This is a genomic window from Nocardioides pantholopis, from assembly GCF_003710085.1.
Lineage (GTDB): Bacteria > Actinomycetota > Actinomycetes > Propionibacteriales > Nocardioidaceae > Nocardioides > Nocardioides pantholopis.
In genome coordinates this window covers 1607082-1627310 of sequence record NZ_CP033324.1, presented here as the reverse complement: position 1 = coordinate 1627310, position 20229 = coordinate 1607082, and the positions used below count along the sequence as shown (strand labels likewise).

Sequence of the window (20229 nt, the reverse complement as noted above, 5' to 3'; positions counted from 1 at the left end):
GGCGGCCATGCGAGAGGCGCTGGGCGGGCTCACGGTGCGAGGACGGTCCTTCGTGGCCGGCGGGGTCACCGCGATCGTCTGCGCGGTCCTGCTCGGCCAGCCGGCCCTGACCCGGATCGGTGTGCTGGTGCTCGCCCTGCCGCTGGTGACGGCGTACGTCGTGGGGCGCGGGCGGTACCGCCTCGCCCTGGTGCGCACGGTCTCCCCGCAGCTGGTCGCGGCCGGCCAGCCCGCGCAGGTGACGCTGACCCTGACCAACGAGGGACGCACCCCCAGCGGCGTGCTGCGCCTGGAGGACCAGGTCCCCTACGTCCTCGGCACCCGACCGCGGTTCGTCCTCGACGGCATCGGACACGGCTGGCACCGCACCGTGACCTACCAGGTCCGCTCCGACGTGCGGGGCCGCTACGAGGTGGGGCCGATGACCGTGCGCGCCAGCGACCCGTTCGGGATGGTCGAGCTCGGGCGGGCCTTCCGGACCTGCACCCCGCTCATGGTCACCCCGCCCACGGTGGCGCTGCCGTCGATCCCGCTCGGCGGGTCCTGGACCGGCTCCGGCGACGCCCGGGCCCGGGCCTTCGCGATCGGCTCGGCCGAGGACGTGACAGTGCGCGAGTACCGCCGCGGCGACGACCTGCGCCGGGTGCACTGGCGCAGCTCCGCCCGCGTCGGGGAGCTGATGGTGCGCCGCGAGGAGCAGCCCTGGCAGTCCCGGGCCACCCTGTTCCTCGACAACCGGGCCCGGGCCCACCGCGGGCAGGGCATCGCCTCCTCGCTGGAGGCGGCGGTCGCTGCCGCCGCCTCGATCGCCGTGCACCTGACCAGGCGCGGCTTCGCCGTCCGCCTGGTCACCGCCACCGGCGAGGACGCGGCCACCACCTGGCACGAGGCCGGGTCCGACCTCAACGCCGGCCCGACACTGGAGGCCCTCGCGGTCGTCGCGCCGACCACCGCGGCCCGCCTCAGCGTGGCCGGGTCCGGGGAGCACGGCCCCGGCGGCCTCACCGTCGCCGTCCTCGGCGCCGTCGACCCCGGCGACCTCCCCGCGCTGCGCCGCATGCACCACCACTCCGGTGGGGCGCTGGCCGTCGTGCTCGACGTGCGCGCCTGGGCGGATCCGCAGGCGAGCGATGCCGAGACCGTGCCGCTGCTGGGCCAGCAGGGCTGGCGGGCCGCGCAGCTGCGGCCCCGCGACCGGCTCGAGACCGTCTGGCAGGAGCTCGGCCGGGTCCAGGCGCACCGCCCGGCCCCCACGTCCGCCACCACAGCACCCGCTCCGGCACCGGGAGCGGCCCGATGAGCCGGGCCCGCGGCAGCCTGGCCGCACCGCTCACCGTGGCCGCGGCCGCCGCCGGCACCACCTGGGTCTCGACGCTGTCCTGGCGCGGGCTGACCGAGAGCCCCTCCCTGTTCCTGGGGCCGCTGCTGGTGCTCGCGGCCCTGGTGGCCGGCGTCGGCGCGGTGACCCGCTGGTGGCGCTGGCCGGGCGCGGCGGTGGTCGCCACCCAGACCGTGGTCTCGGTGCTGGTCGCGTCCTGGATGCTGGTCGGGACGCCGCTGCCGGTCGGCGCCGGGTGGCAGCTGCTGGTCGCCGACTTCGACGCGGCCACCGCCAGCGCGCGGACGTACGTCGCGCCGGTGCCCGCGAGCGTGCCGAGCGTGGCTCCGCTGCTGGTCGCCGGCGGCCTGGGCTGCCTGCTGCTGGTGGACCTGCTGGCCTGCACGCTGCGCCGGGTGACCCTGGCCGGCCTGCCGCTGCTCGCCGTGCACAGCGTCCCGCTGGGGGTCCTCGACGGCGGCCTCTCCTGGTGGGTCTTCGCCGCGAGCGCCGCGGGGTTCCTGCTGATGCTGTTCCTGCACGAGGACGAGCACCTCGCCCGCTGGGGGCGCCGCCTGGGTCCGGCCGCGGGGACCGGTGGCCGATCCGGCTCCGGGCGCACCAACGCGGGCCTGATCGGCGGCACCGCGACCGCGCTCGCGATCGCCGTCCCGCTGGCCGTGCCGACCCTGGACCTGCACGTCTTCGACGTCGGCCCGGGCACCGGGACCGGAGCCGAGATCGACCTCGAGAACCCGATGACCGACATGCGCCGCGACCTCAAGCGCGGCGCCGACGTCCCGCTGGTCCGGGTGCGCACCGACGACCCCGACCCGGCGTACCTGCGGATCGCGGTGCTGAACCGCTTCTCGGCCGAGCGGTGGACCTCGGGCGACCGCGACATCCCTGCCGACCAGGAGCCGGACGGCCCGATGCCGCCGTTGGAGGGGGTCGGGGCCGGGGTGCCCCGGGTCCAGCACGACTACGCCGTCCAGGTGCTCGACGGCTTCCGCTCGACGTGGCTGCCCACCCAGGCGCCGATCAACGCGATCGAGGCACCGGGCGAGTGGCGCTACGACGCAGGGACCATGGACTTCATCGCCGCCGACGACGGGCTCGACACCGCCGGCATCGGCTACCGGATGACGGCGGTGGAGCTCGAGCGCGACCCGAACGCGATGCTGGCCGCCCCCTCCGGCACCGGCGACGTGGGCCAGGAGTACGTCGAGCTCCCCAGCGACACCCCCGGCCTGGTCCGCGAGCTGGCGACGTCGGTGACCGGCAGCGCCACCAGCCGCTTCGAGAAGGCCGTCGCCCTGCAAAACTGGTTCCGCCGGGACGGCGGCTTCACCTACGACCTCGGGGTCGACCTCGGCAGCGGCGGGGACGACCTCGTCGCGTTCCTCTCCGAGGGCGGGCGCACGGGGTACTGCGAGCAGTTCGCCTCCGCGATGGCGGTGATGGCCCGCGCGGTCGGGATCCCGGCCCGGGTGGCCGTCGGCTTCCTGGCACCGGAGCGGGTCGGCGACCAGGCCTACGAGTACAGCTCCCACGACCTGCACTCCTGGCCCGAGCTGTTCATCCCCGGCGCCGGCTGGACGCCGTTCGAGCCGACCCCCGCGGACCGGGCCAGCGGCGTGCCGGAGTACACCCGCAATGTGGTGGCGGGCGGCCCGGAGGTCCCGCTGCCGAGCGCGTCCGCCGCTCCCGAGGACACCCCCGACCGCGGGGCCGACGCCAGCACGGCGCCCGAGCCGGCGCCGGAGGAGGACCCGGGCGCCGAGGCCGAGGCGGAGCCCGGGTTCCCGTGGCAGGTGCTGCTCGGCGTGCTGGCCGGGGCCGCCGTGCTGGTGCTCGCCCTGCTCAGCCCGCGCCGGGTGCGCCGAGCCCGCCGGGAGCGGCGGCTGGGCGGCCCGAACGGCACCGTGGAGGACGCCTGGCAGGAGCTGCTGGACACGGCCGTCGACCTCGCGGTCCCGTGGCCGCCGGACCGCACGCCGCGGGAGACGACCGGCGTGCTGCGCGAGCACGGCGCCCCCGCTGCCGCGCTGGACGTCCTGGTCGGGGCGGTGGAGCGGGACCGCTATGGCCGGCCCGGCGAGACCGCCGCGGCCGGGCCGGAGGTCCAGGACGCGGCCCGCACCTGCGTGAGCGCCCTGATGGAGGCGGCGTCGCCGCGGGTCCAGCGGCGTGCCCGGTGGTGGCCCCGCTCGGTGGTCGGGCGCGGCCGTCGTACGACGCGGCGGGCGTCGTCGGTGGAGTCGACGCCGAGCGGCGTGGTCGACCACGTCGGCTGACCCGCGAGGATCCGCGGGCGCTCGCCCGCGGGGATCCGCGGGCGCTGGTGGGACCTAGAAGCCGCCGTTCTGCTCGCGGCGGTGGCGCCAGCGCTCGTCCATGCGCTCCATGAAGGAGCCGGAGGAGGTCCGGCGCTGGCGGCGGGCGCGGGGGCGCTTGCCGCCCTCGTGGACGGTGAACCCGTGGGAGGGATGGCCCGCGGTGCGGCCGTTCGCGGCGGCGGCGACCTGCTGGCCGCGGGCGGCGTTCAGGGCCACGGTGGCGGAGCCGAGCATCACGCCGAAGCCGACGATGCCGACCGCCCAGGTGTTCGTGATCGCGCCGGTCATCAGCACCGCGACACCGACCACGAAGATCGCGGAGGCCACGATCGCTCGGCGGCGTGCGGAGCGGCGCAGCGTGGTGCCGCGCAGCGTGGACGCGAACTTGGGGTCCTCCTGAAGGAGGGCACGCTCCATCTGCTCGAGCAGTCGCAGCTCCTCTTCCGAGAGTGGCACCGTTTCCTCCAACAGTCCGCGCCGACCGGCCGATCCCGTGCCCGCTGTGGCAAGTCTAGGCAGCCGCTCTCGTTGAGGGTAGGCGAGATCGACAAAACCTCCGCACGGGTCTCAGCGAGCAGCACCCCCGCCCCCGCGGGGCGACCCTGACGGCGCCCCTGACGACGCCCCTGACGACGACAGCGACCGGGCCCCGGCGCGATCCTCGGGCTCAGCGGGCGAGCACGTGGAGCTGGGTCGCGAGCGGCAGGAACTCCGAGCGTGCGGCGACGGCGTGCTCCAGGTCGACCAGCGCCGCGGTGCTGCCGGGCTCGAGGTCGAGCAGGGAGCCGGGCACCAGGTCGGCGAAGACCCGGACGCCGTGGCGGCTGGCGACCTCGAAGCCGGCGTCGGCCAGCAGGTCGTCGAGCTCCTCCTGGGAGAACCGGCGCCCGGAGCGGCCCGCCGGGGCCTCGCCCTCGAGGAGCTGGAGGGCCTGGCGGAAGTGGCCCGCCAGGGCCCGCGCCACCACGGCGGCGTGCCGCTGGGCGACCAGGAGGCTGAGGTGCCCGCCCGGGCGGAGCACCTCGCGGATGGTGGCCAGCGCGGCGGCCGGGTCGTCGACGACCTCGAGCACCCCGTGGCAGAGCACGACGTCGGCGCCGTCGGGCCCCGGGACGTCGCTCAGCGTGCCGACGTCGCCCTGGTGGCCGGCGACCTCGACGCCGACCTCGCGCGCACGGCGGGCCAGGGACGCGAGCGCGTCGGGGCTCGGGTCGACGACGGTGACGCGGTGTCCGAGCTCCGCGACCCGCACGGCGGAGACGCCGGTGCCGCCTCCCAGGTCGAGCACGTCACCGGGTCCGCGGTCCAGGACCGGCCGCAGGACCTCCCAGACGACAGTCGTGCGGGCAGCCGCGCCGCGGCGCTCACTGATGGGCATGGGGCCACACTAAGGGGACCCCGCCCCGCCCGAGGGACCCGACCGTCACCCGGCCAGGCCGGACCGGAGGACGTGCTGCTGCGCCGGGACGTGGGGCGCCAGCCCGAGCACCTGCTCGACCAGGGCGACGAATCGCTCGGCGTCGCGCACCAGGTCGTCGGCCTCCCGCTCGGTGACGGCGTGGGTCGAGCCGGCCTCGGCCGCCGCCCGCTTGGCGGCGCCGGCGGCGAAGAACTGGGCCCACTCCCCCAGCTCGGGGGCCACCTCGGTCAGCAGCACCCAGGCGTTGCGCTGGGGCCGGCGGCGCACCGGCGCCGGACGCGCCCGCGCCGCCAGCAGGGCGGCAGCGGCCCGCAGCGCGGCGACGTGGGCGCACGCGTAGCGGGCCGGCACGTCGCGGGCGGCCCGCGCCTCGCTCAGCGACTCCGCGGCGCGGTCGAGGTAGGAATGGGTCGTCGCCGGCAGGGCGTACGGGTGCGGTGTCAGGCTGGTCTCGGACATGGGCACGACTGCTCCTTCGCGGTTCACCGACCCCGGGAGGCCCGGCGGGGACGGGGGTCGAGGTCGCCCCCACCGGACCAGTTCGAACGCTTGTTCGAACTCCGGTCAGGCTACACCCCGCCACCGACCAGTCAAGACCCTCGGGCTCCGCCTCGTCCGGGCCCGTCCGGGCCCGTCAGGCGTGCGGCTGCGGCTCCGGCGCGGGCGCGGCGTGGAGGTAGGCGCTGGTATCGCGGTGCAGGAGGAAGAACAGCAGCACGGCCTCGAGCACCAGGGCCAGCACGCCGAGCGCCACGAAGATGGCCGGCGGACCGGTGCGGATGGCCGCGACCACCGCGATCGCGACCAGGACCAGCAGCACGGCCAGCGAGATCCGGGCCCACTCGTGGCCGGCACGCACGAAGATCGCCAGCAGCCACACCAGGCCCGCAATGACGAGGAACAGCACAGCTGCGACCATCACGAACTCCGGCACCTGCACCGGCCCCTCGCGCACGGCGTCCAGGCCGCCGCTGGCCAGCCGCTCCCGTGCGGTCGCGTTGCCCTCGGCCCAGGAGCGCACCAGGTCGTCCTCGAGGACCCAGGTGAGCACGGTGGCGACCGCGCCGACCGCGAGGAACGCCCAGATCACCTGCATCATCCGGTCCAGCGAGCGCGGTCGCGACACGACCTCGGGGCCTGTCATGGATCCTCCTGATGTCTGGTTCCTGCGCCGCCGTCGGGCTGGCTAGGGTCTGTCGCCATGGACACCGAGCATCCGGCGATCACCCGCTTCCGTGAGCATCACGCCGGCCGCGGTGGTGTCGGTGAGATCGTCATTCTGCCGGATGCCGTGCACACGGCAGCACTCGCCGCCGCGGCCCTGGGCTGCGAGGTCGGCGCGATCGCCAACAGCCTGCTCTTCGAGTCGGGCGGCGAGCCGGTGCTGATCCTGACCTCGGGCGGCCACCGGGTCGACACCGCGGGGGTCGCCGGGCGGCTCGGCCTGGCGCCGCTGCGGCGAGCGACGCCGGAGTTCGTCCGGCTGCACACCGGGCAGGTGATCGGCGGGGTCTCCCCGCTCGGCCACCCGGCGCCGGTGCCGACGTACCTGGACTCCTGGCTGCGGCACCACGAGGTCGTCTGGGCAGCGGCGGGGCACCCGGCGGCGGTGTTCTCGACGACGTTCGAGGAGCTGCAGGCGCTGACCGGCGCGCGCGAGATCGAGGTGGCGTGAGCGTGGAGATCTGGCTGAACCCGGAGTGCTCGAAGTGCCGCGCCGCCGTCGCCGCGCTCGAGGACGCCGGCGTGTCGTACACGGTGCGCCGCTACCTCGAGGATCCGCCGAGCGCGGCGGAGATCGCCGACCTGGTCGCGCGGCTCGGCGTCGAGCCCTGGGACCTGGCCCGCCCCCGGGAGACCCGGGAGGCGGGCATCGACCTGCCGCGCGAGCCCGCCGCCCGCGACGCGTGGCTGGCCGCGCTGGCCGAGCACCCCCGGGCGCTGCAGCGGCCGGTGCTGACGGCGACCGACGGCACCACTGTCGTCGGCCGCGACGCCGAGGCTCTCACCAGAGTCCTCGCCCACGAGGAGCGCTGAGTGGCCCGCGTCGTCGTGGTCGGCGGCGGCCTCGGCGGCACCGCGACCGCCGCCCGGCTGGCCAAGCTGGGCCACGAGGTCACGCTCGTCGAGCGCTCCGCCGGTCTCGGCGGGGCGCTCGGCACCGTCGCCGCCGACGGCTTCCGCTGGGAGTCCGGGCCCACCTCGACGCTGCTGCCCGCCGTGCTGCGCGACCTGTTCCGCAAGTCCGGCCGGCCCCTGGAGCGCGAGCTGGAGCTGGTGCCCCTCGACGTCGTGCGCGAGCACCGCTTCGAGGACCGGACCTCGGTGCGGCTGCCGGGCGGATCCCGCGCCGCACAGCTCGCGGCGTTCGACGAGCTGGCCCCGGGGCTGGGCCGGATGTGGGTCGACCACGTCGCCACCTTCGCCGAGGACTGGGAGGTGCTGCGCCGCCACTACCTCGAGGTGCCCTGGCGTCCCGACGACCTGCCCCGCGAGGTCGCGGCCCGGCTCGACGGCCGGGAGAGCCTGCGCCGGCGGCTGCGCCGCACCCTGCGCGACGAGCGGCTGCGGATGGTCGCCGCGCACCCGTTCGTCGTCGCCGGCCACCAGCCGCGCGACGTGCCCGGCTGGGCCGGGATGGAGGCCTACGTCGAGCAGCGCTTCGGCGCCTGGACGGTCGCGGGCGGCATGCACCGCGTCGCCGAGGCCCTCGAGAACCGGCTCGCCACCCGGAAGGTGAGCGTGCTGACCGGCACCGAGGCCCGCGACGTCGTCGTGCGCTCGGGGCGCGCGGTCGCCGTCCGCACCGACGCCGGCGACCTGGACGCCGACGTGGTCGTCTGCGCCGTCGATCCCCGGCGGCTGCCCGCCCTCGCGCCGTACGTCGCCCGGACCATGCCGGCGATCCCGCCGGTCGTGTGCCACGTCGGGATCGAGGGCGAGCTGCCCGGCGGGCTGCCCGACGCGCCGTACGACGTGGTCGTGCACGGCGACCCGCTGCTCGTGGTCCGCACCGGCGGCACCGCACCGGACGGGCACCACGCGGTCACCGTCCACGGCCGGGGACACCTGGCCGAGGACCTGCTGGTCGCGCTGGCCCGACGCGGGGTGGACCTGCGCCGCCAGCTCGTCGCCCGGGTGGACCGCTCGCCCCGCGAGCAGGTGCTGGAGTGGGGCGGCTCCCCGCTCGGGGTGCTCTGGCAGGGCCGGCGCACCGTCCGGCGCCGCCTCGGGCCGCGCACCCCCGTCCCCGGCGTGTACGCCGCCGGCGCCCACGCCACCCCCGGCAGCGGGCTGCCGTTCGTCGGTCTCTCCGCCGCCCTGGTCGCCGCCGAGGTGGGGCCCGCCTGAGCGGCCGGCCGGGATCAGACGGTCATGTTGAGCGCGGCGAAGATCTCCAGTGTCGCCTTCGAGCGGTTCAGCGTGTAGAAGTGCAGGCCGGGTGCGCCGCCGGCGAGCAGCTCCTCGCACAGCTCCGCGGCGACCGCGATGCCCTCGGCCCGCAGGGCGACCGGGTCGCCCTCGTGGGCGGAGATCCGGGCCACCACGTCGGCGGGGACGTCGCAGCCGATCAGCTCACCCTGGCGCTGGATCGCGTTGAGGTTCAGGATCGGCATGATCCCGGGCAGCACCGGCATGTCGACGCCGCGGGCACGGACCCGCTCGACGAGCCCGAAGTAGTCCTCGGCCCGGAAGAACATCTGGGTGACCGCGAACTGGGCGCCGGCGCGGGCCTTGGCCACCAGGACGTCCGCGTCGTGGTCCAGGGACGCCGCGGTCGGGTGCCCCTCCGGGAACGCGGCGACGCCGACGGTGAAGTCGCCCCGGGAGCGGGCCAGCTCGACCAGCTCCGAGGCGTAGGTGAGCCCGCCCTGCGTCGCCTGCCAGGGCGCCCGCGGGCCGTCGGCGGGGTCGCCGCGCAGCGCCATCACGTTGTGGATGCCGGCCTCGGCGTAGCTGTCCAGGATGCCCTCGAGCTCCGCACGGGTGTGGCCCACGCAGGTCAGGTGCGCCATCGCGGTCATCGTGGTCTCGCGGGCGATCCGGGAGGTGACCCGCACCGTCGTGTCGCGGCTGGACCCGCCGGCGCCGTACGTCACCGAGACGAACGTGGGCCGGTACGGCTCCAGCGCGCTGATCGCGCGCCACAGCTGCTCCTCCCCCGCCTCGTCCTTCGGGGGGAAGAACTCGAAGGAGAACGACCGCCCGCCCTCGCGCACGAGATCGGCGATGCTCCGGATCCGGTCCTCAGCCATGCCGGGAGTCTAGGTCCGGGGTGATCCCAAGTCCGCACTGTCCACTGGATAGCCTCGTGCCCGTGACGGGCAGCGGATGGGACTCGACCGGCTTCCGCGATCGCGTGGAGCACGCGCTCGAGGACTTCCTCGCCGAGCAGGAGGTCCGGCTCGCGCCGCTGGGCCCGGACGCCGGCCGACTGCTGAGCGAGGCTCGCGCCGCGGTCCGCGGCGGCAAGCGCCTGCGCGCGGCGTTCTGCTACTGGGGCTTCCGGGCGCTGCGGCCCGCGCCGGAGCCGGTGGATCCCCAGGACCCGGAGGAGGCGGCCCTGGTGCGGGCCTGCGCCGCGCTGGAGCTGCTGCACGCCAGCGCGCTGGTCCACGACGACTACATGGACGCCTCCGACACCCGCCGCGGCCGGCCGGCGACGCACCGCGCCTTCGCGGCCGAGCACCGCGCCGACGGGTGGCGCGGCGACCCCGAGCAGTACGGCGCCGCCGCGGCGATCCTGCTGGGCGACCTGCTGCTGAGCTGGTCCGACGAGCTGCTGCGCCGCTGCGGCCTCCCGCTGGAGCAGGTGGCGCCGGCGCTGACAGTGCTGGACCTGTGCCGCTCGGAGGTGATCGCCGGGCAGTTCCTCGACGTCTCGGTGCAGGCGCGCGGGCGCGCGGACGTCGAGACCGCGATGACGGTGCTGCGCTACAAGTCCGCGAAGTACTCCATCGAGCGCCCGCTGCACATCGGCGCGGCGCTGGCCGGGGCCGGCGAGGAGCAGCTGGCCGCGCTCTCGGCGTACGGCCTGCCGCTCGGCGAGGGCTTCCAGCTCCGCGACGACCTGCTGGGGGTCTTCGGCGACCCCGAGGCCACCGGCAAGCCCGCCGGCGACGACCTGGTCGAGGGCAAGCGGACCGTGCTGGTCGCGCTGGCGCTCGACGCCGCGCCGGACGCGGAGGCGGCGCTCCTGGACGCGCTGCTCGGCACCGCGCTGACGCCGGCCCAGGTGACCCGGCTGCGGGCGGTCATCGAGGAGTCCGGAGCGGCCGGGCAGGTCGAGGACGTCATCGGCCAGCTCGGCGAGCGCGCCGTCGCGGCGCTGCACCGGGGCGGGTTCGACCCGCACGCGAGCGTCGTGCTCGAGGAGCTCGCGGCCGCCGCCACCCAGCGCGTGGTCTAGCCCGGCCGGCTCCCCCGAGGGGGCCGACCGCCGATCGACCGGGTCAAGGCCCGGTCAGGAACCGGTCAGAGCAGGGTCATCTTGGCGAACGGGCTGGTGATGCGCACGGTCTTGTCGCGGAAGTCGACCGACACGGCTGCGCTCTCCACCCCCACGACCCGCCCCACGCCGTAGGAGTCGTGCGAGACCAGGTCGTCGACCGCGTACTGCACGATCGTCGGCTCCGGCTTGGGCTGGAAGGGGCTGCTCGCCAGGTGTCGCGGCCGGGCTCCGGGTCGTGTCGTCATCTCCAGCAGTATGCGCGCGTTCGGGCCCAGGTGACGAACCCGCGCCACTCCTCGGGCACGTGGCGCGGCCCGAGGATGAGCCAGACGAGCGTCCGCGCAGTGTCGCGGAGGGTCAGAGCGCCATCGCCTGGGCGCGGCGCTTGGCCTCGGACCCGCGGTTCTCGCGCAGCGCGTCGATGGGCCGGCCCGGCAGGTCGGGCTGCTCGGTGTAGAGCCACGCGATGCACTCGCGGTCGTCGTAGCGGCCGTCGTGCAGCATCGTGAGCAGGCCCGGCAGGCCCTTGACCGGCAGGCCGTCCTGGATCAGGTCGGCCGGGATCTGCTGCCCGGCGCCGGGGGTAGGGACCGCGGCGGCGAGCTGGTGGTCGCGGATCATCGTGCGCACCTTGCCCACGCTCACGCCGAGCTGGCGGGCCGCCTCGGCCCAGTCGATCCAGTCGGGGACGAGGGCCGCGAGATCGGCGTCGGCGAGTCGGTCGGTCATGGGTCCATCGTCCCATCCGCCGACCGCTGGCCGAAACCCGGCGGGCTCGCGGCGGCCCCGCCGGGGCGCCCGCCCGGCCGGCACGCCACGCCGGACGCCGCCGAGCACGCGCCCCGAGGGCGCGGATCCGTACGATTGGGCCGACCGGATCCTTCCCCGTCCGGTCGCAGGAGGGTCGACGTGCACACCGATCGCCATGCCCAGTCGGGCTCGGGCGTGCCTGCGCGCGCCCGGAGCGCGGACGCGCTGACCGGGCGGCTGCTCGACGGCCGCTACCGCGTCGGGTCCCGCATCGCCCGCGGCGGCATGGCCAGCGTCTACGAGGCCACCGACATCCGCCTGGACCGCACGGTCGCGGTGAAGGTGATGCACCCGGGCCTCGGCGACGACGACGAGTTCGCGGCCCGGTTCGTGCGCGAGGCCCGGGCCGCGGCCCGGCTCTCGCACCCGAACGTCGTGGCGGTGCACGACCAGGGCCAGGACGAGGGGGTCGTCTTCCTCGCCATGGAGCTGGTCCCGGGCCACACCCTGCGCGACACGATCGCCAAGGAGAGCCCGATGCCGCCGGCGCGGGCGCTGGCGCTGCTGGAGCCGGTGCTGTCCGCGCTCGCCGCCGCGCACCGGGCCGGACTGGTGCACCGCGACGTGAAGCCCGAGAACGTGCTGATCGCCGACGACGGCCGGGTCAAGGTCGCCGACTTCGGACTCGCGAAGGCCGTCAGCACCGAGACCCAGCACACCACCGCCGGCGTGCTCATCGGGACCGTCTCCTACCTGGCCCCCGAGCTGGTCGTCGACGGCCGGGCCGACGCCCGCGCCGACGTCTACGCCGCCGGCGTCCTGCTCTACGAGCTGCTCACCGGCCGTAAGCCGCACGAGGGCGAGACCCCGATCCAGGTGGCCTACAAGCACGTCCACCACGACATCCCGCCGCCGTCGACCGCGGTCCCCGGGCTGCCCGGGTACGTCGACGCGCTCGTCGCCCGCGCGACCGCACGCGACCGCGGCCAGCGGCCGGCCGACGCCGGCGTGCTGCTGCACCACGTGCACCGGGTGGGCCACGCCCTCGCCGACGGCGTCACCGAGGACCCCGACCTGACAGCAGACCTCCAGCCGCGGGCGGTGGTCCACGACATCGGTGCCGACAGCGGCCAGCTGATCGAGCCGACCGCGCCGTACCAGCTGCTGGACCCCGACCTGCGGCCCGATCCCGGCGGCCGTGCCCCGGACTCGCCACCGACGTCCCGGCTGCCGGTCGCTCCGCGGGGCCGCCCCGAGCCCACCTCGATCCACGAGCTCGGGGACCCGGCCCCGGGCGCATCGCGGGCGCCCCGGCGCCGACGCCGAGGCCTGGCAGTGCTGCTCGCGGCGCTGCTGCTCGCCGGCGGCCTGGGCGCCGGCGCCTGGTGGTTCGGCTGGGCGCGCTACACCGACGTCCCGGCGGTGGTCAGCCTCGAGCAGGCCGCCGCGACGACCAAGCTGGAGGACGCCGGCCTCGAGGTCGAGCTCGGCGACCCGGCGTACTCGGAGACCGTCGAGCCGGGCCTGGTCATCGCCGCGGACCCGGGGGCCGGCTCCCGGGTCCTCGACGGCGGCACCGTCACGCTGACGGTCTCGCTCGGCAAGGAGCGCTACGAGCTGCCGAAGCTGGCCGGGAGCCCGCAGGCCGAGGCCGAGCAGCTGCTCGCGGAGCGGAAGCTCGCGGCCGGCACCGTGGTCTCCCGCTGGTCGGAGACCGTCCCGGAGGGCGTCGTGATCCGCAGCACCCCGAAGCCCGGCACCGTGCTCTCCCCCGGCGCCAGCGTGGACCTGGTCGTCAGCAAGGGCCGCCGGCCGATCAAGGTCGGCGACTGGGTCGGCCGTCCCTACGACGACGCCCGCGAGACCCTCGCCGAGCGCGGCCTGGAGAGCACCGTCAGCGGCGAGGAGCACTCCGACACGGTGCCGAAGGGCCGGGTGATCAGCCAGCAGCCCCGCGGCGGCACCCTGTTCCGCGGCGACCCGGTCTCCTTCGTCGTGTCCCAGGGCCCCGAGCTGGTCGCGGTGCCCGGCGGCCTGGTCGCCTCCGGTGTCGACGACGCCGTGGCCGCGCTGGAGGGCGCCGGGTTCGAGGTCGAGATCAAGAAGTCGCCGACCTACATCGGGCTGCGCTACGTCCTGCGGGTCGACCCCGGCTCGGGCACCGAGGTCCCCAAGGGCAGCACGATCACGATCTACCTGGTCTGAGCCGGTAGCCTCCTCGCTCGTGCTCGAGACCGCCCTGCGCAACCCGATCGGAACCCACGTCCAGGTCGGCAAGGGACTGGTGGCCGGCGCCCTCGCCTCCGCGGAGTCGCTCGGCTGCGAGACCCTCCAGGTCTTCGTCGGCAACCCGCGCGGCTGGGCGCTCTCGCCCGGGAAGCCCGCCGAGGACGCCGCCTTCCGCGAGGCCACCGCCGAACGCGGGATCCGGACCTTCATCCACGCGCCGTACCTGGTGAACCTGGGCTCGCCGACGCCCGCCACCTACGAGAGGTCGGTGGCCGTGGTCGCCCACAACCTCCAGCGCGCGGTCGCGATCGGCGCGGAGGGCGTGGTCGTGCACACCGGCTCGTTCGTCGACAGCACCCCCGGCGAGAGCGAGGCGCGGTACGCCGCGGCGATGCGGCAGGTGCGCGAGGGCCTGCTGCCGGTGCTCGAGACCCTCGAGGGCGACGGAGCCGACGGAGCCGACGGAGCCGACGGGGCCCCGTGGCTGCTCCTCGAGCCCACCGCCGGCCAGGGCCGCTCGCTGTGCGCCGGCGTGGAGGACCTCACCGCCTACCTCGGGGCCCTGGACTTCCACCCGCGCGCCGGGATCTGCCTGGACACCTGCCACGTCTTCGCCGCCGGCGCGCCGCTCGACGAGCCCGGTGGCGCGAGCGCGACCGTCGACCGGATCGTCGAGATCGGCGGGCCCGGACGGCTGCGGCTGATCCACGCCAACGACTCGATGGACGTGCGCGGCGCCTTCAAGGACCGGCACCAGCAGATCGGGCAGGGCCACATCGGCACCGAGGCCTTCGCCGAGCTGTTCGCGCACCCGGCGACGGCGGGCGTGCCGTTCGTGCTGGAGACGCCCGGCTCCCGCGACCCCGGCAACCCCGACCTCGCACTGCTCAAGAAGTTGCGCGACGCCTGAGCCCCCCGGGCACTAGGGTCCGAGACCCAGGGACGACCGGAGCAGCCCGGGAGCGAGGTCTCGATGTCGAGCAGTGCCGCCGCGACGCCGCTGCCGGGACCGGCGGCCCGGTGGGTGCGGGCCGCCCGGGCGCCGACGCTGCTGGGAGCCGTGCTCGGGGCCTACCTGCTCGTGCAGTCCTGGTCGCCCTCGCTGCTGGCCCGCGACTGGGTCTTCGAGGGCGTCGTCGGCGGCGTCGCGCTGGTCGTGGGCTACGCCGTCGGCACGCTGCTGACCCGGGCCGGCCACCTGGCGCGCCGGCGCAGGGGGTGGGGCTGGGCCCCGTTCGAGGAGCGCACCGACCTGCGGGTCCGGGCCGCGCTGGCGCTGGTGCTGGTCGGCCTCGCCTGCTGGGCGGCGGTCCGGGCCGTCGACGCGCACCGGTGGACCTGGGAGCGCCTCGGCTACGAGCCGGAGTCCTGGTGGCTGCTCTACGGCGGCACCCTCGCCGTCACCGCGCTGGTCGCGACGGTGCTGTTCCTGGCCGGCTGGGCCCTGCGGCTGGTCCGGGCGCGACTGGCCCGGCTGGGCCGGCGCTGGCTGCCGGCCTGGGTCGCCGGCACCCTCGCGCTGGTCCTCGTGACCTGGGTGGTGCTGGCCTCCCTGAACAACTACGTGCTCCAGCGCAGCCTGGGCGGCTTCAACGCCACCTTCGAGGCCGGTGACCTCGACGTCGGGAACGGTCCGGCACCACCCACCTCCCCGCTCCGCTCGGGGGGCCCGCGCTCGGCGGTGCGGTGGGACGAGGTCGGCGACCAGGGGCGGCGCTTCCTGACCCGGGGGCCGTCGGCCGACGAGATCGCCGAGCTCGCGCCCGCGGCGTCCTTGGAGCCGGTCCGCGTCTTCGTCGGCCGGGCCGCCGCCGACGACCTCGGCACCCGGGTCCGCCTGGCGATGGCCGAGCTGGAGCGCTACGGGGCCTTCGAGCGTGCGGCGGTGCTCGTGGTGGTCCCGACCGGCACCGGCTGGGTCAACGAGCAGATCGTGCAGCCGGTGGAGTACCTGCACTCCGGGGACGCCGCCACGGTCGCCGTCCAGTACTCCCACCTGCCCAGCCCGCTGGCCTACCTCGCCGAGCAGGAGGCGGCCGGCGACACCGGGCGGGCGCTGGTCCGGGCCGTCCGCGAGCGCCTCGACGAGATCCCGGCGGCGCGTCGCCCGGCCCTGCTCGTCGCCGGCGAGAGCCTCGGGTCCACCGGCGGCGCCGCGGCGTTCACGTCCCTGCCCGACCTGCTCGCCAGCACCGACGGGTCGGTGTGGGTCGGGCCGCCGGAGACGATGCACCTGCGCCGCGAGGCCGAGCGGTCCCGCCGGCCGGGGTCGCCGCAGGTGCGCCCGGTGGTCGGGGACGGCGGGGACGTGGTCTTCGCCAACCGGGCCTCCGACCTCGACGGGACGGCGCCGCGGTCGGTCTTCCTCCAGCAGGGCGACGACCCGATCGTGTGGTGGGACTGGGAGACGGCCCTGGAGAGGCCGGACTGGCTCGAGGAGCCGCTGGACTCCTCGGTCAACCCGGACCTGACCTGGACCCCGCTGACGACGTTCCTCAACCTCGCCGTCGACATGGCCGTCAGCAACGACTTCGACGAGGACCACGGGCACCGCTACGGGACCCAGCCGCTGGCGGCGTGGCGGGCGATCCTGCACCCGGCCGGCTGGGACGACGCCCGGGTCGAGGCGCTGCGCTCCCGGCTGGCCGACGTGTCGCGCTGACGCCGGCCGGTCCACGATCCGAAACCACTCGCGGGCGCCGGGACCCCTGGACTAGCGTCCGGAACGCACGCCCCCGGCCGCGGCTCGGGGCGTGTCGTCCGTCCGGGGCGGACGGGAACAGGAGGAAGCGCCATGGTCGTCGTGATGTCACCGGACGCCAGCGACGAGGACGTCGCGAACGTCGTCAGCCGGGTCGAGGGCGTCGGCGGGTCCGCCTTCGTCAGCAAGGGCGTGGTGCGCACGATCATCGGCCTGGTCGGGGACATCGACTCCTTCCACCACCTCAACCTGCGCACGCTGCGCGGCGTCGCCGACGTGCACCGGATCTCCGACCCCTACAAGCTGGTCAGCCGCCAGCACCACCCGGACCGCTCGACGGTCTGGGTGGGACGCGAGGGCGCCCGGGTCCCGATCGGCCCGGACACGTTCACGCTCCTGGCCGGCCCGTGCGCGGTCGAGACCGCGGAGCAGACCCTCGCGGCGGCGCAGATGGCCAAGTCGGCCGGCGCCACGATCCTGCGCGGCGGCGCGTTCAAGCCGCGGACCTCGCCGTACGCCTTCCAGGGCCTGGGCGTGCGCGGGCTGGAGATCCTCGGCCAGGTGCGCGCCGCGACCGGGCTCCCCGTCGTGACCGAGGTCGTCGACGCCCGCGACGTGCCCGTCGTCGCCGAGCACGCGGACATGCTCCAGATCGGCACCCGCAACATGGCCAACTTCGGGCTGCTGCAGGCGGTCGGCGACGCCGGCAAGCCGGTCCTCCTCAAGCGCGGCATGACCGCGACGATCGAGGAGTGGCTGATGGCGGCGGAGTACGTCGCCCAGCGCGGCAACCTCGAGATCGTGCTGTGCGAGCGCGGCATCCGCACCTTCGAGCCGGCGACCCGCAACACCCTGGACATCTCGGCAGTCCCGGTCGTCCAGGCCGCCAGCCACCTCCCGGTGATCGTGGACCCCTCCCACGCCGCGGGCCGCAAGGACCTGGTCGTGCCGCTGTCGCGGGCGGCGATCGCTGTCGGCGCCGACGGCATCATCGTCGACGTGCACCCGGACCCCGAGACCGCCCTGTGCGACGGGCCGCAGGCGCTGCTGGGCAGCGACCTGCGTGAGCTCGCCCAGGCGGTGCGCCGGCTGCCGCCCGTGCTCGGACGCGTGGACGCCGGCCAGCTCGCGCGGCGCTGACCGGGCTCCGCGGCGGCGCCGGTCGTCGCCGCCGGGGTGGGCATCGCCTACCCTGTGCGTCGCAGAGCAACGAGGGAGCAGCATGCAGCACGCGGCGGGACACGGCGACAGGAACTGCCAGGGGTGCGGGTCCGAGCTCGGCGCCGGCCGGTACTGCGCCCAGTGTGGGCGCCCGGTCGCCGGCGGGCCCCTCGGCGACCCCGGCCAGGCGCCGGCCGCCCCGCCGTCGGCTCCCCCGCTCGAGCCGCCGGACCCGCGCACCGACACCGTCGTGCGCGCGCTGCCGCCGATCCCCGCCGGCCGGCCGCCGGCCCCACCGACCGCCCCACCCACCGGCCCCCCGGCTGGCCCACCGACGGCCTCGCCGTCGCTTCCGCCGCCGCCCGTGCTGCCTCCGCCCCCGTCGGCGGCCCGCTACCCGCTCTTCGCCGACGACGCGCCGCACCTGACCGGGAGCACCGGCGCTCCCGCTCCGAGCGAGCCGGCCCACCGGTCCCGGAGCTGGCTGCCCTGGCTGGCGGTGCCGCTGGTGCTGCTGCTGGTCGCGGGCCTGGGCGGCGCGCTGCTGCTCTCCGGCGGCGAGGAGCCGACCGAGGAGGCCGCGGCCACCACGGCCCCGACCCCGCAGCCGGAGCCGCCCGCCTCGGCGCCGGTCTCCCCGACCACGCCGGCCGCCGAGCCCGCGAAGCCGGAGGAGCCCGCGGACCTGGCCCGGCTCGCGGCGGTCAGTGCGCCGGTGACCGCGCCGGCGAGCACCGACACCGAGGGCAACGTGACCCGCTACGAGGCCGGCAACCTGCTCGACGGGGTCGAGACCACCTGCTGGCGGATGCCCGGCGACGGCAGCGGCACCGAGATCGTCTTCACCCTCGACGGGCCCACCGAGATCAGCACCGTGGGCCTGATCAACGGCTACGCCAAGACCGTCGGCTCCGGCCCCCGCGCCCTCGACTGGTACGCCGGCAACCGGCGGGTCGGCGCGGTCGAGTGGGTCTTCGACGACGGGACCGTGGTCCCCCAGGAGCTCGAGGAGATCCGCACGATGCAGGCCACCGAGGTCGACCCGGTGACCACGACCACTGTCACGCTGCGCCTGGTCGAGGTCAGCGCCCCGGGCCAGGGCCGGGCGCGGCGCGACTTCACAGCGCTCAGCGACGTCACGCTGGTCGGCGTACCACTCCCCTGACCGCCCGGGGCCGGCACCGCAGGGCGGCCGTTTGCGCTCAGGTCGTCCGCGCCGCTGCCGATCCTGTGGCAGCCCGCGCCGTCAGCGGGCTCGCCGAGGAACGGGACGGACCACCCCCATGCACCTGCTGTCGCCCGCGCGCCTGACTCCGCTGCTCGGGACGGCCGCGCTGCTCCAGCTGCTCGTCGCGGCGCTGGGCCTGGACGCCACCGGCCCCCGGCTCGCGCTGCTGCTCGCCGCGCTGCTGACGGTGCTGGCCGCCGTGGCGGTGCGGACCGCCGTCGCCGGTCCTCTGGCAGCGGCGGCCGAGCACGCCCGCCGGCTGGCTCGCGGCGACCTGTCGGCGGCCCCGGAGGCCGCCGCCGACCCGCTCCTGCGTGCCGTCGCCGACGCGGGCGCGCGCACCCGCACGGCGATGCGCGACGTCGTCGACTCCTCGGCGGCGCTGCACGGCACCGCGGACGCCGTGGCCGCCGCGGCGGAGTCGATGACCACCGCCTTCGCGGAGACCTCGGAGCGCGCGGCGGCGGTGAGCGCCGCGGCGGGCACTGTCTCCCACGGCGTCACTGTCGTCTCGACCGGCGCAGCGGAGCTGCGCGACTCGGTCTCCGAGATCGCCCGGACGGTCACCGAGGCGGTCGACGTCGCCGGGCAGGCGGTGACCATGGCCGGGGAGACGACCGGGGTGATGGCCGAGCTGGGGACCGCCAGCGAGGAGATCGGCAACGTCGTCCGCCTGATCACCGCCATCGCCGAGCAGACGAACCTGCTGGCGCTGAACGCCACCATCGAGGCGTCCCGGGCCGGCGAGGCCGGCCGAGGGTTCGCGGTCGTCGCGGGCGAGGTGAAGACCCTGGCCCAGGAGACCGCGCGCGCCACCGAGGACATCACCTCGCGGGTCCAGACCCTGCAGCGGGGCACCCGGGAGGCGATCTCCTCCATCGAGCGCACCCGCGGCGTCATCGAGCGCTTCTCGGTCTACCAGGGCACCATCGCCAGCGCGGTCGAGGAGCAGAGCGCCACCACCGCCGAGATGAGCCGGAGCCTCGACGAGGCCGCCGACGGCAGCCGGGCGATCGCCGAGACGGTCAGCGCGGTCGCCTCCGCGACCGCCCTGGCTCTGGAGGAGCTGACCCGGACCCGGCACGCGGCTCGCGAGCTGGCCGGCCTGGCCGGCGACCTCGGCTCGATCGCCGGCCGCTTCGAGGTGCCGCGCCGGGAGGTCGTCGTGCACGAGACCGGCCCGGAGGGCGGCGTCGCGCTCGAGGTGGAGGGGGCGGTCACCGTCTCCCACGTCCCGGCCCTGGACGCGGTGGTCGTGCGCTGGCTGCGGCACGCCGACGACGCGGTCAAGCCGGCGCTCGGCAAGCAGCTGGAGCTGATCCGCACCCACGGCCTGAGCACTGTCATCGTCGACTCCAGCGAGGCGGTCGGCGCCTACTCCACCGAGATCAACCAGTGGATCGGGCAGGAGTTCGTGCCGCAGCTGGGGCGCACCAGCCTGCGCGGCTTCGTCACGGTCGTCCCGCGCAGCGCGGTCGCCGACCTGGCGAACAAGGGCTGGCAGGAGCAGGACGGCTCGCTCGGCTTCTCGATGGTCGAGGTCGCCACGCCCGCGGAGGCCGAGCGGCTCGCCCGGGAGCTGCGCGACCGGGTCGCCGCGCGCTGAGGCGACCCTCCACCGTCAGGCCGAG

At 76.1% G+C, this 20229-nt stretch carries 19 protein-coding genes and 1 pseudogene; 13 read left to right on the top strand and 7 right to left on the bottom strand.

Going from position 1 to position 20229, the window contains the following annotated elements; genetic code table 11:
* Positions 1–7: 7 nt before the first annotated feature.
* Entirely contained in the window at positions 8–1300 is a 1293-nt protein-coding gene (locus EBO35_RS07795; RefSeq protein WP_122817217.1) for a DUF58 domain-containing protein, read from the top strand.
* On the top strand, positions 1297–3615 hold the full coding sequence (locus EBO35_RS07790) for a transglutaminase TgpA family protein (RefSeq protein ID WP_122817216.1): 2319 nt from the start codon (positions 1297–1299) through the stop codon (positions 3613–3615). The genes EBO35_RS07795 and EBO35_RS07790 overlap by 4 nt, the downstream gene beginning before the upstream one ends.
* A gap of 54 nt (positions 3616–3669) precedes the next feature.
* Here EBO35_RS07790 and EBO35_RS07785 read toward each other — a convergent pair whose 3' ends face one another.
* The 4 genes from EBO35_RS07785 to EBO35_RS07770 form a co-directional block, all read right to left on the bottom strand.
* The gene (locus tag EBO35_RS07785; RefSeq protein WP_122817215.1) at positions 3670–4113 is read right to left on the bottom strand and encodes a DUF3040 domain-containing protein; all 444 of its coding nucleotides are present in this window, start codon (positions 4111–4113) and stop codon (positions 3670–3672) included.
* A gap of 211 nt (positions 4114–4324) precedes the next feature.
* Positions 4325–5035 carry a methyltransferase domain-containing protein gene (locus EBO35_RS07780; RefSeq protein ID WP_122817214.1) on the bottom strand — a complete coding sequence of 237 codons (711 nt, stop codon included), beginning with the start codon at positions 5033–5035 and terminating at the stop codon, positions 4325–4327.
* 45 nt (positions 5036–5080) lie between these two features.
* A complete protein-coding gene (locus EBO35_RS07775) occupies positions 5081–5536 on the bottom strand; it encodes an SAV_6107 family HEPN domain-containing protein (RefSeq protein ID WP_122817213.1) in 456 nt (151 codons plus the stop codon).
* 175 nt (positions 5537–5711) lie between these two features.
* Complete coding sequence (locus EBO35_RS07770; protein ID WP_122817212.1) at positions 5712–6221, bottom strand: hypothetical protein; 510 nt, start codon at positions 6219–6221, stop codon at positions 5712–5714.
* 57 nt (positions 6222–6278) lie between these two features.
* On the opposite strand from EBO35_RS07770, the gene EBO35_RS07765 reads away from it, so the two are divergent.
* Genes EBO35_RS07765 through EBO35_RS07755 form a run of 3 tightly spaced genes read left to right on the top strand, consistent with a single transcriptional unit; the run spans position 6279 to position 8428 of the window.
* Positions 6279–6752 carry a YbaK/EbsC family protein gene (locus EBO35_RS07765; RefSeq protein ID WP_122817211.1) on the top strand — a complete coding sequence of 158 codons (474 nt, stop codon included), beginning with the start codon at positions 6279–6281 and terminating at the stop codon, positions 6750–6752.
* A complete protein-coding gene (locus EBO35_RS07760; protein ID WP_241153913.1) occupies positions 6749–7114 on the top strand; it encodes an ArsC/Spx/MgsR family protein in 366 nt (121 codons plus the stop codon). The genes EBO35_RS07765 and EBO35_RS07760 overlap by 4 nt, the downstream gene beginning before the upstream one ends.
* On the top strand, positions 7115–8428 hold the full coding sequence (locus EBO35_RS07755) for a phytoene desaturase family protein (RefSeq protein ID WP_122817209.1): 1314 nt from the start codon (positions 7115–7117) through the stop codon (positions 8426–8428).
* Positions 8429–8442: 14 nt separating this feature from the next.
* Here the strand turns inward: EBO35_RS07755 and metF are convergent, their stop codons facing one another.
* A complete protein-coding gene (gene metF, locus EBO35_RS07750) occupies positions 8443–9333 on the bottom strand; it encodes a methylenetetrahydrofolate reductase [NAD(P)H] (RefSeq protein WP_122817208.1) in 891 nt (296 codons plus the stop codon).
* A 62-nt stretch (positions 9334–9395) separates the two neighbouring features.
* On the opposite strand from metF, the gene EBO35_RS07745 reads away from it, so the two are divergent.
* Entirely contained in the window at positions 9396–10487 is a 1092-nt protein-coding gene (locus EBO35_RS07745) for a polyprenyl synthetase family protein (RefSeq protein WP_241153912.1), read from the top strand.
* Positions 10488–10552: 65 nt separating this feature from the next.
* Here EBO35_RS07745 and EBO35_RS07740 read toward each other — a convergent pair whose 3' ends face one another.
* Positions 10553–10774, bottom strand: a complete 222-nt coding sequence (locus EBO35_RS07740) for a hypothetical protein (RefSeq protein ID WP_122817206.1) — start codon at positions 10772–10774, stop codon at positions 10553–10555.
* Positions 10775–10886: 112 nt separating this feature from the next.
* Positions 10887–11258: an Rv2175c family DNA-binding protein gene (locus EBO35_RS07735; RefSeq protein ID WP_122817205.1), complete on the bottom strand. Its 372-nt coding sequence runs from the start codon at positions 11256–11258 to the stop codon at positions 10887–10889.
* 216 nt (positions 11259–11474) lie between these two features.
* Here EBO35_RS07735 and pknB point away from each other — a divergent pair.
* The 7 genes and pseudogenes from pknB to EBO35_RS19945 form a co-directional block, all read left to right on the top strand.
* Positions 11475–13271 (top strand): annotated as a pseudogene (pknB, locus tag EBO35_RS07730) (Stk1 family PASTA domain-containing Ser/Thr kinase); the annotation flags it as partial.
* A 3-nt stretch (positions 13272–13274) separates the two neighbouring features.
* Positions 13275–13484, top strand: a complete 210-nt coding sequence (locus tag EBO35_RS20415) for a PASTA domain-containing protein (protein ID WP_455429450.1) — start codon at positions 13275–13277, stop codon at positions 13482–13484.
* 19 nt (positions 13485–13503) lie between these two features.
* Positions 13504–14418, top strand: coding sequence for a deoxyribonuclease IV (locus EBO35_RS07725; RefSeq protein ID WP_122817203.1), 915 nt, complete (start codon positions 13504–13506; stop codon positions 14416–14418).
* Positions 14419–14481: 63 nt separating this feature from the next.
* Positions 14482–16170, top strand: a complete 1689-nt coding sequence (locus tag EBO35_RS07720) for an alpha/beta-hydrolase family protein (RefSeq protein ID WP_122817202.1) — start codon at positions 14482–14484, stop codon at positions 16168–16170.
* 132 nt (positions 16171–16302) lie between these two features.
* Positions 16303–17349, top strand: a complete 1047-nt coding sequence (gene aroF / locus EBO35_RS07715; protein ID WP_122817201.1) for a 3-deoxy-7-phosphoheptulonate synthase — start codon at positions 16303–16305, stop codon at positions 17347–17349.
* A gap of 385 nt (positions 17350–17734) precedes the next feature.
* The gene (locus tag EBO35_RS07710; RefSeq protein WP_164477860.1) at positions 17735–18535 is read left to right on the top strand and encodes an NADase-type glycan-binding domain-containing protein; all 801 of its coding nucleotides are present in this window, start codon (positions 17735–17737) and stop codon (positions 18533–18535) included.
* Between the two features lie 118 nt (positions 18536–18653).
* Positions 18654–20204 carry a methyl-accepting chemotaxis protein gene (locus EBO35_RS19945; RefSeq protein ID WP_122817199.1) on the top strand — a complete coding sequence of 517 codons (1551 nt, stop codon included), beginning with the start codon at positions 18654–18656 and terminating at the stop codon, positions 20202–20204.
* The last annotated feature ends 25 nt before the right edge of the window (positions 20205–20229 follow it).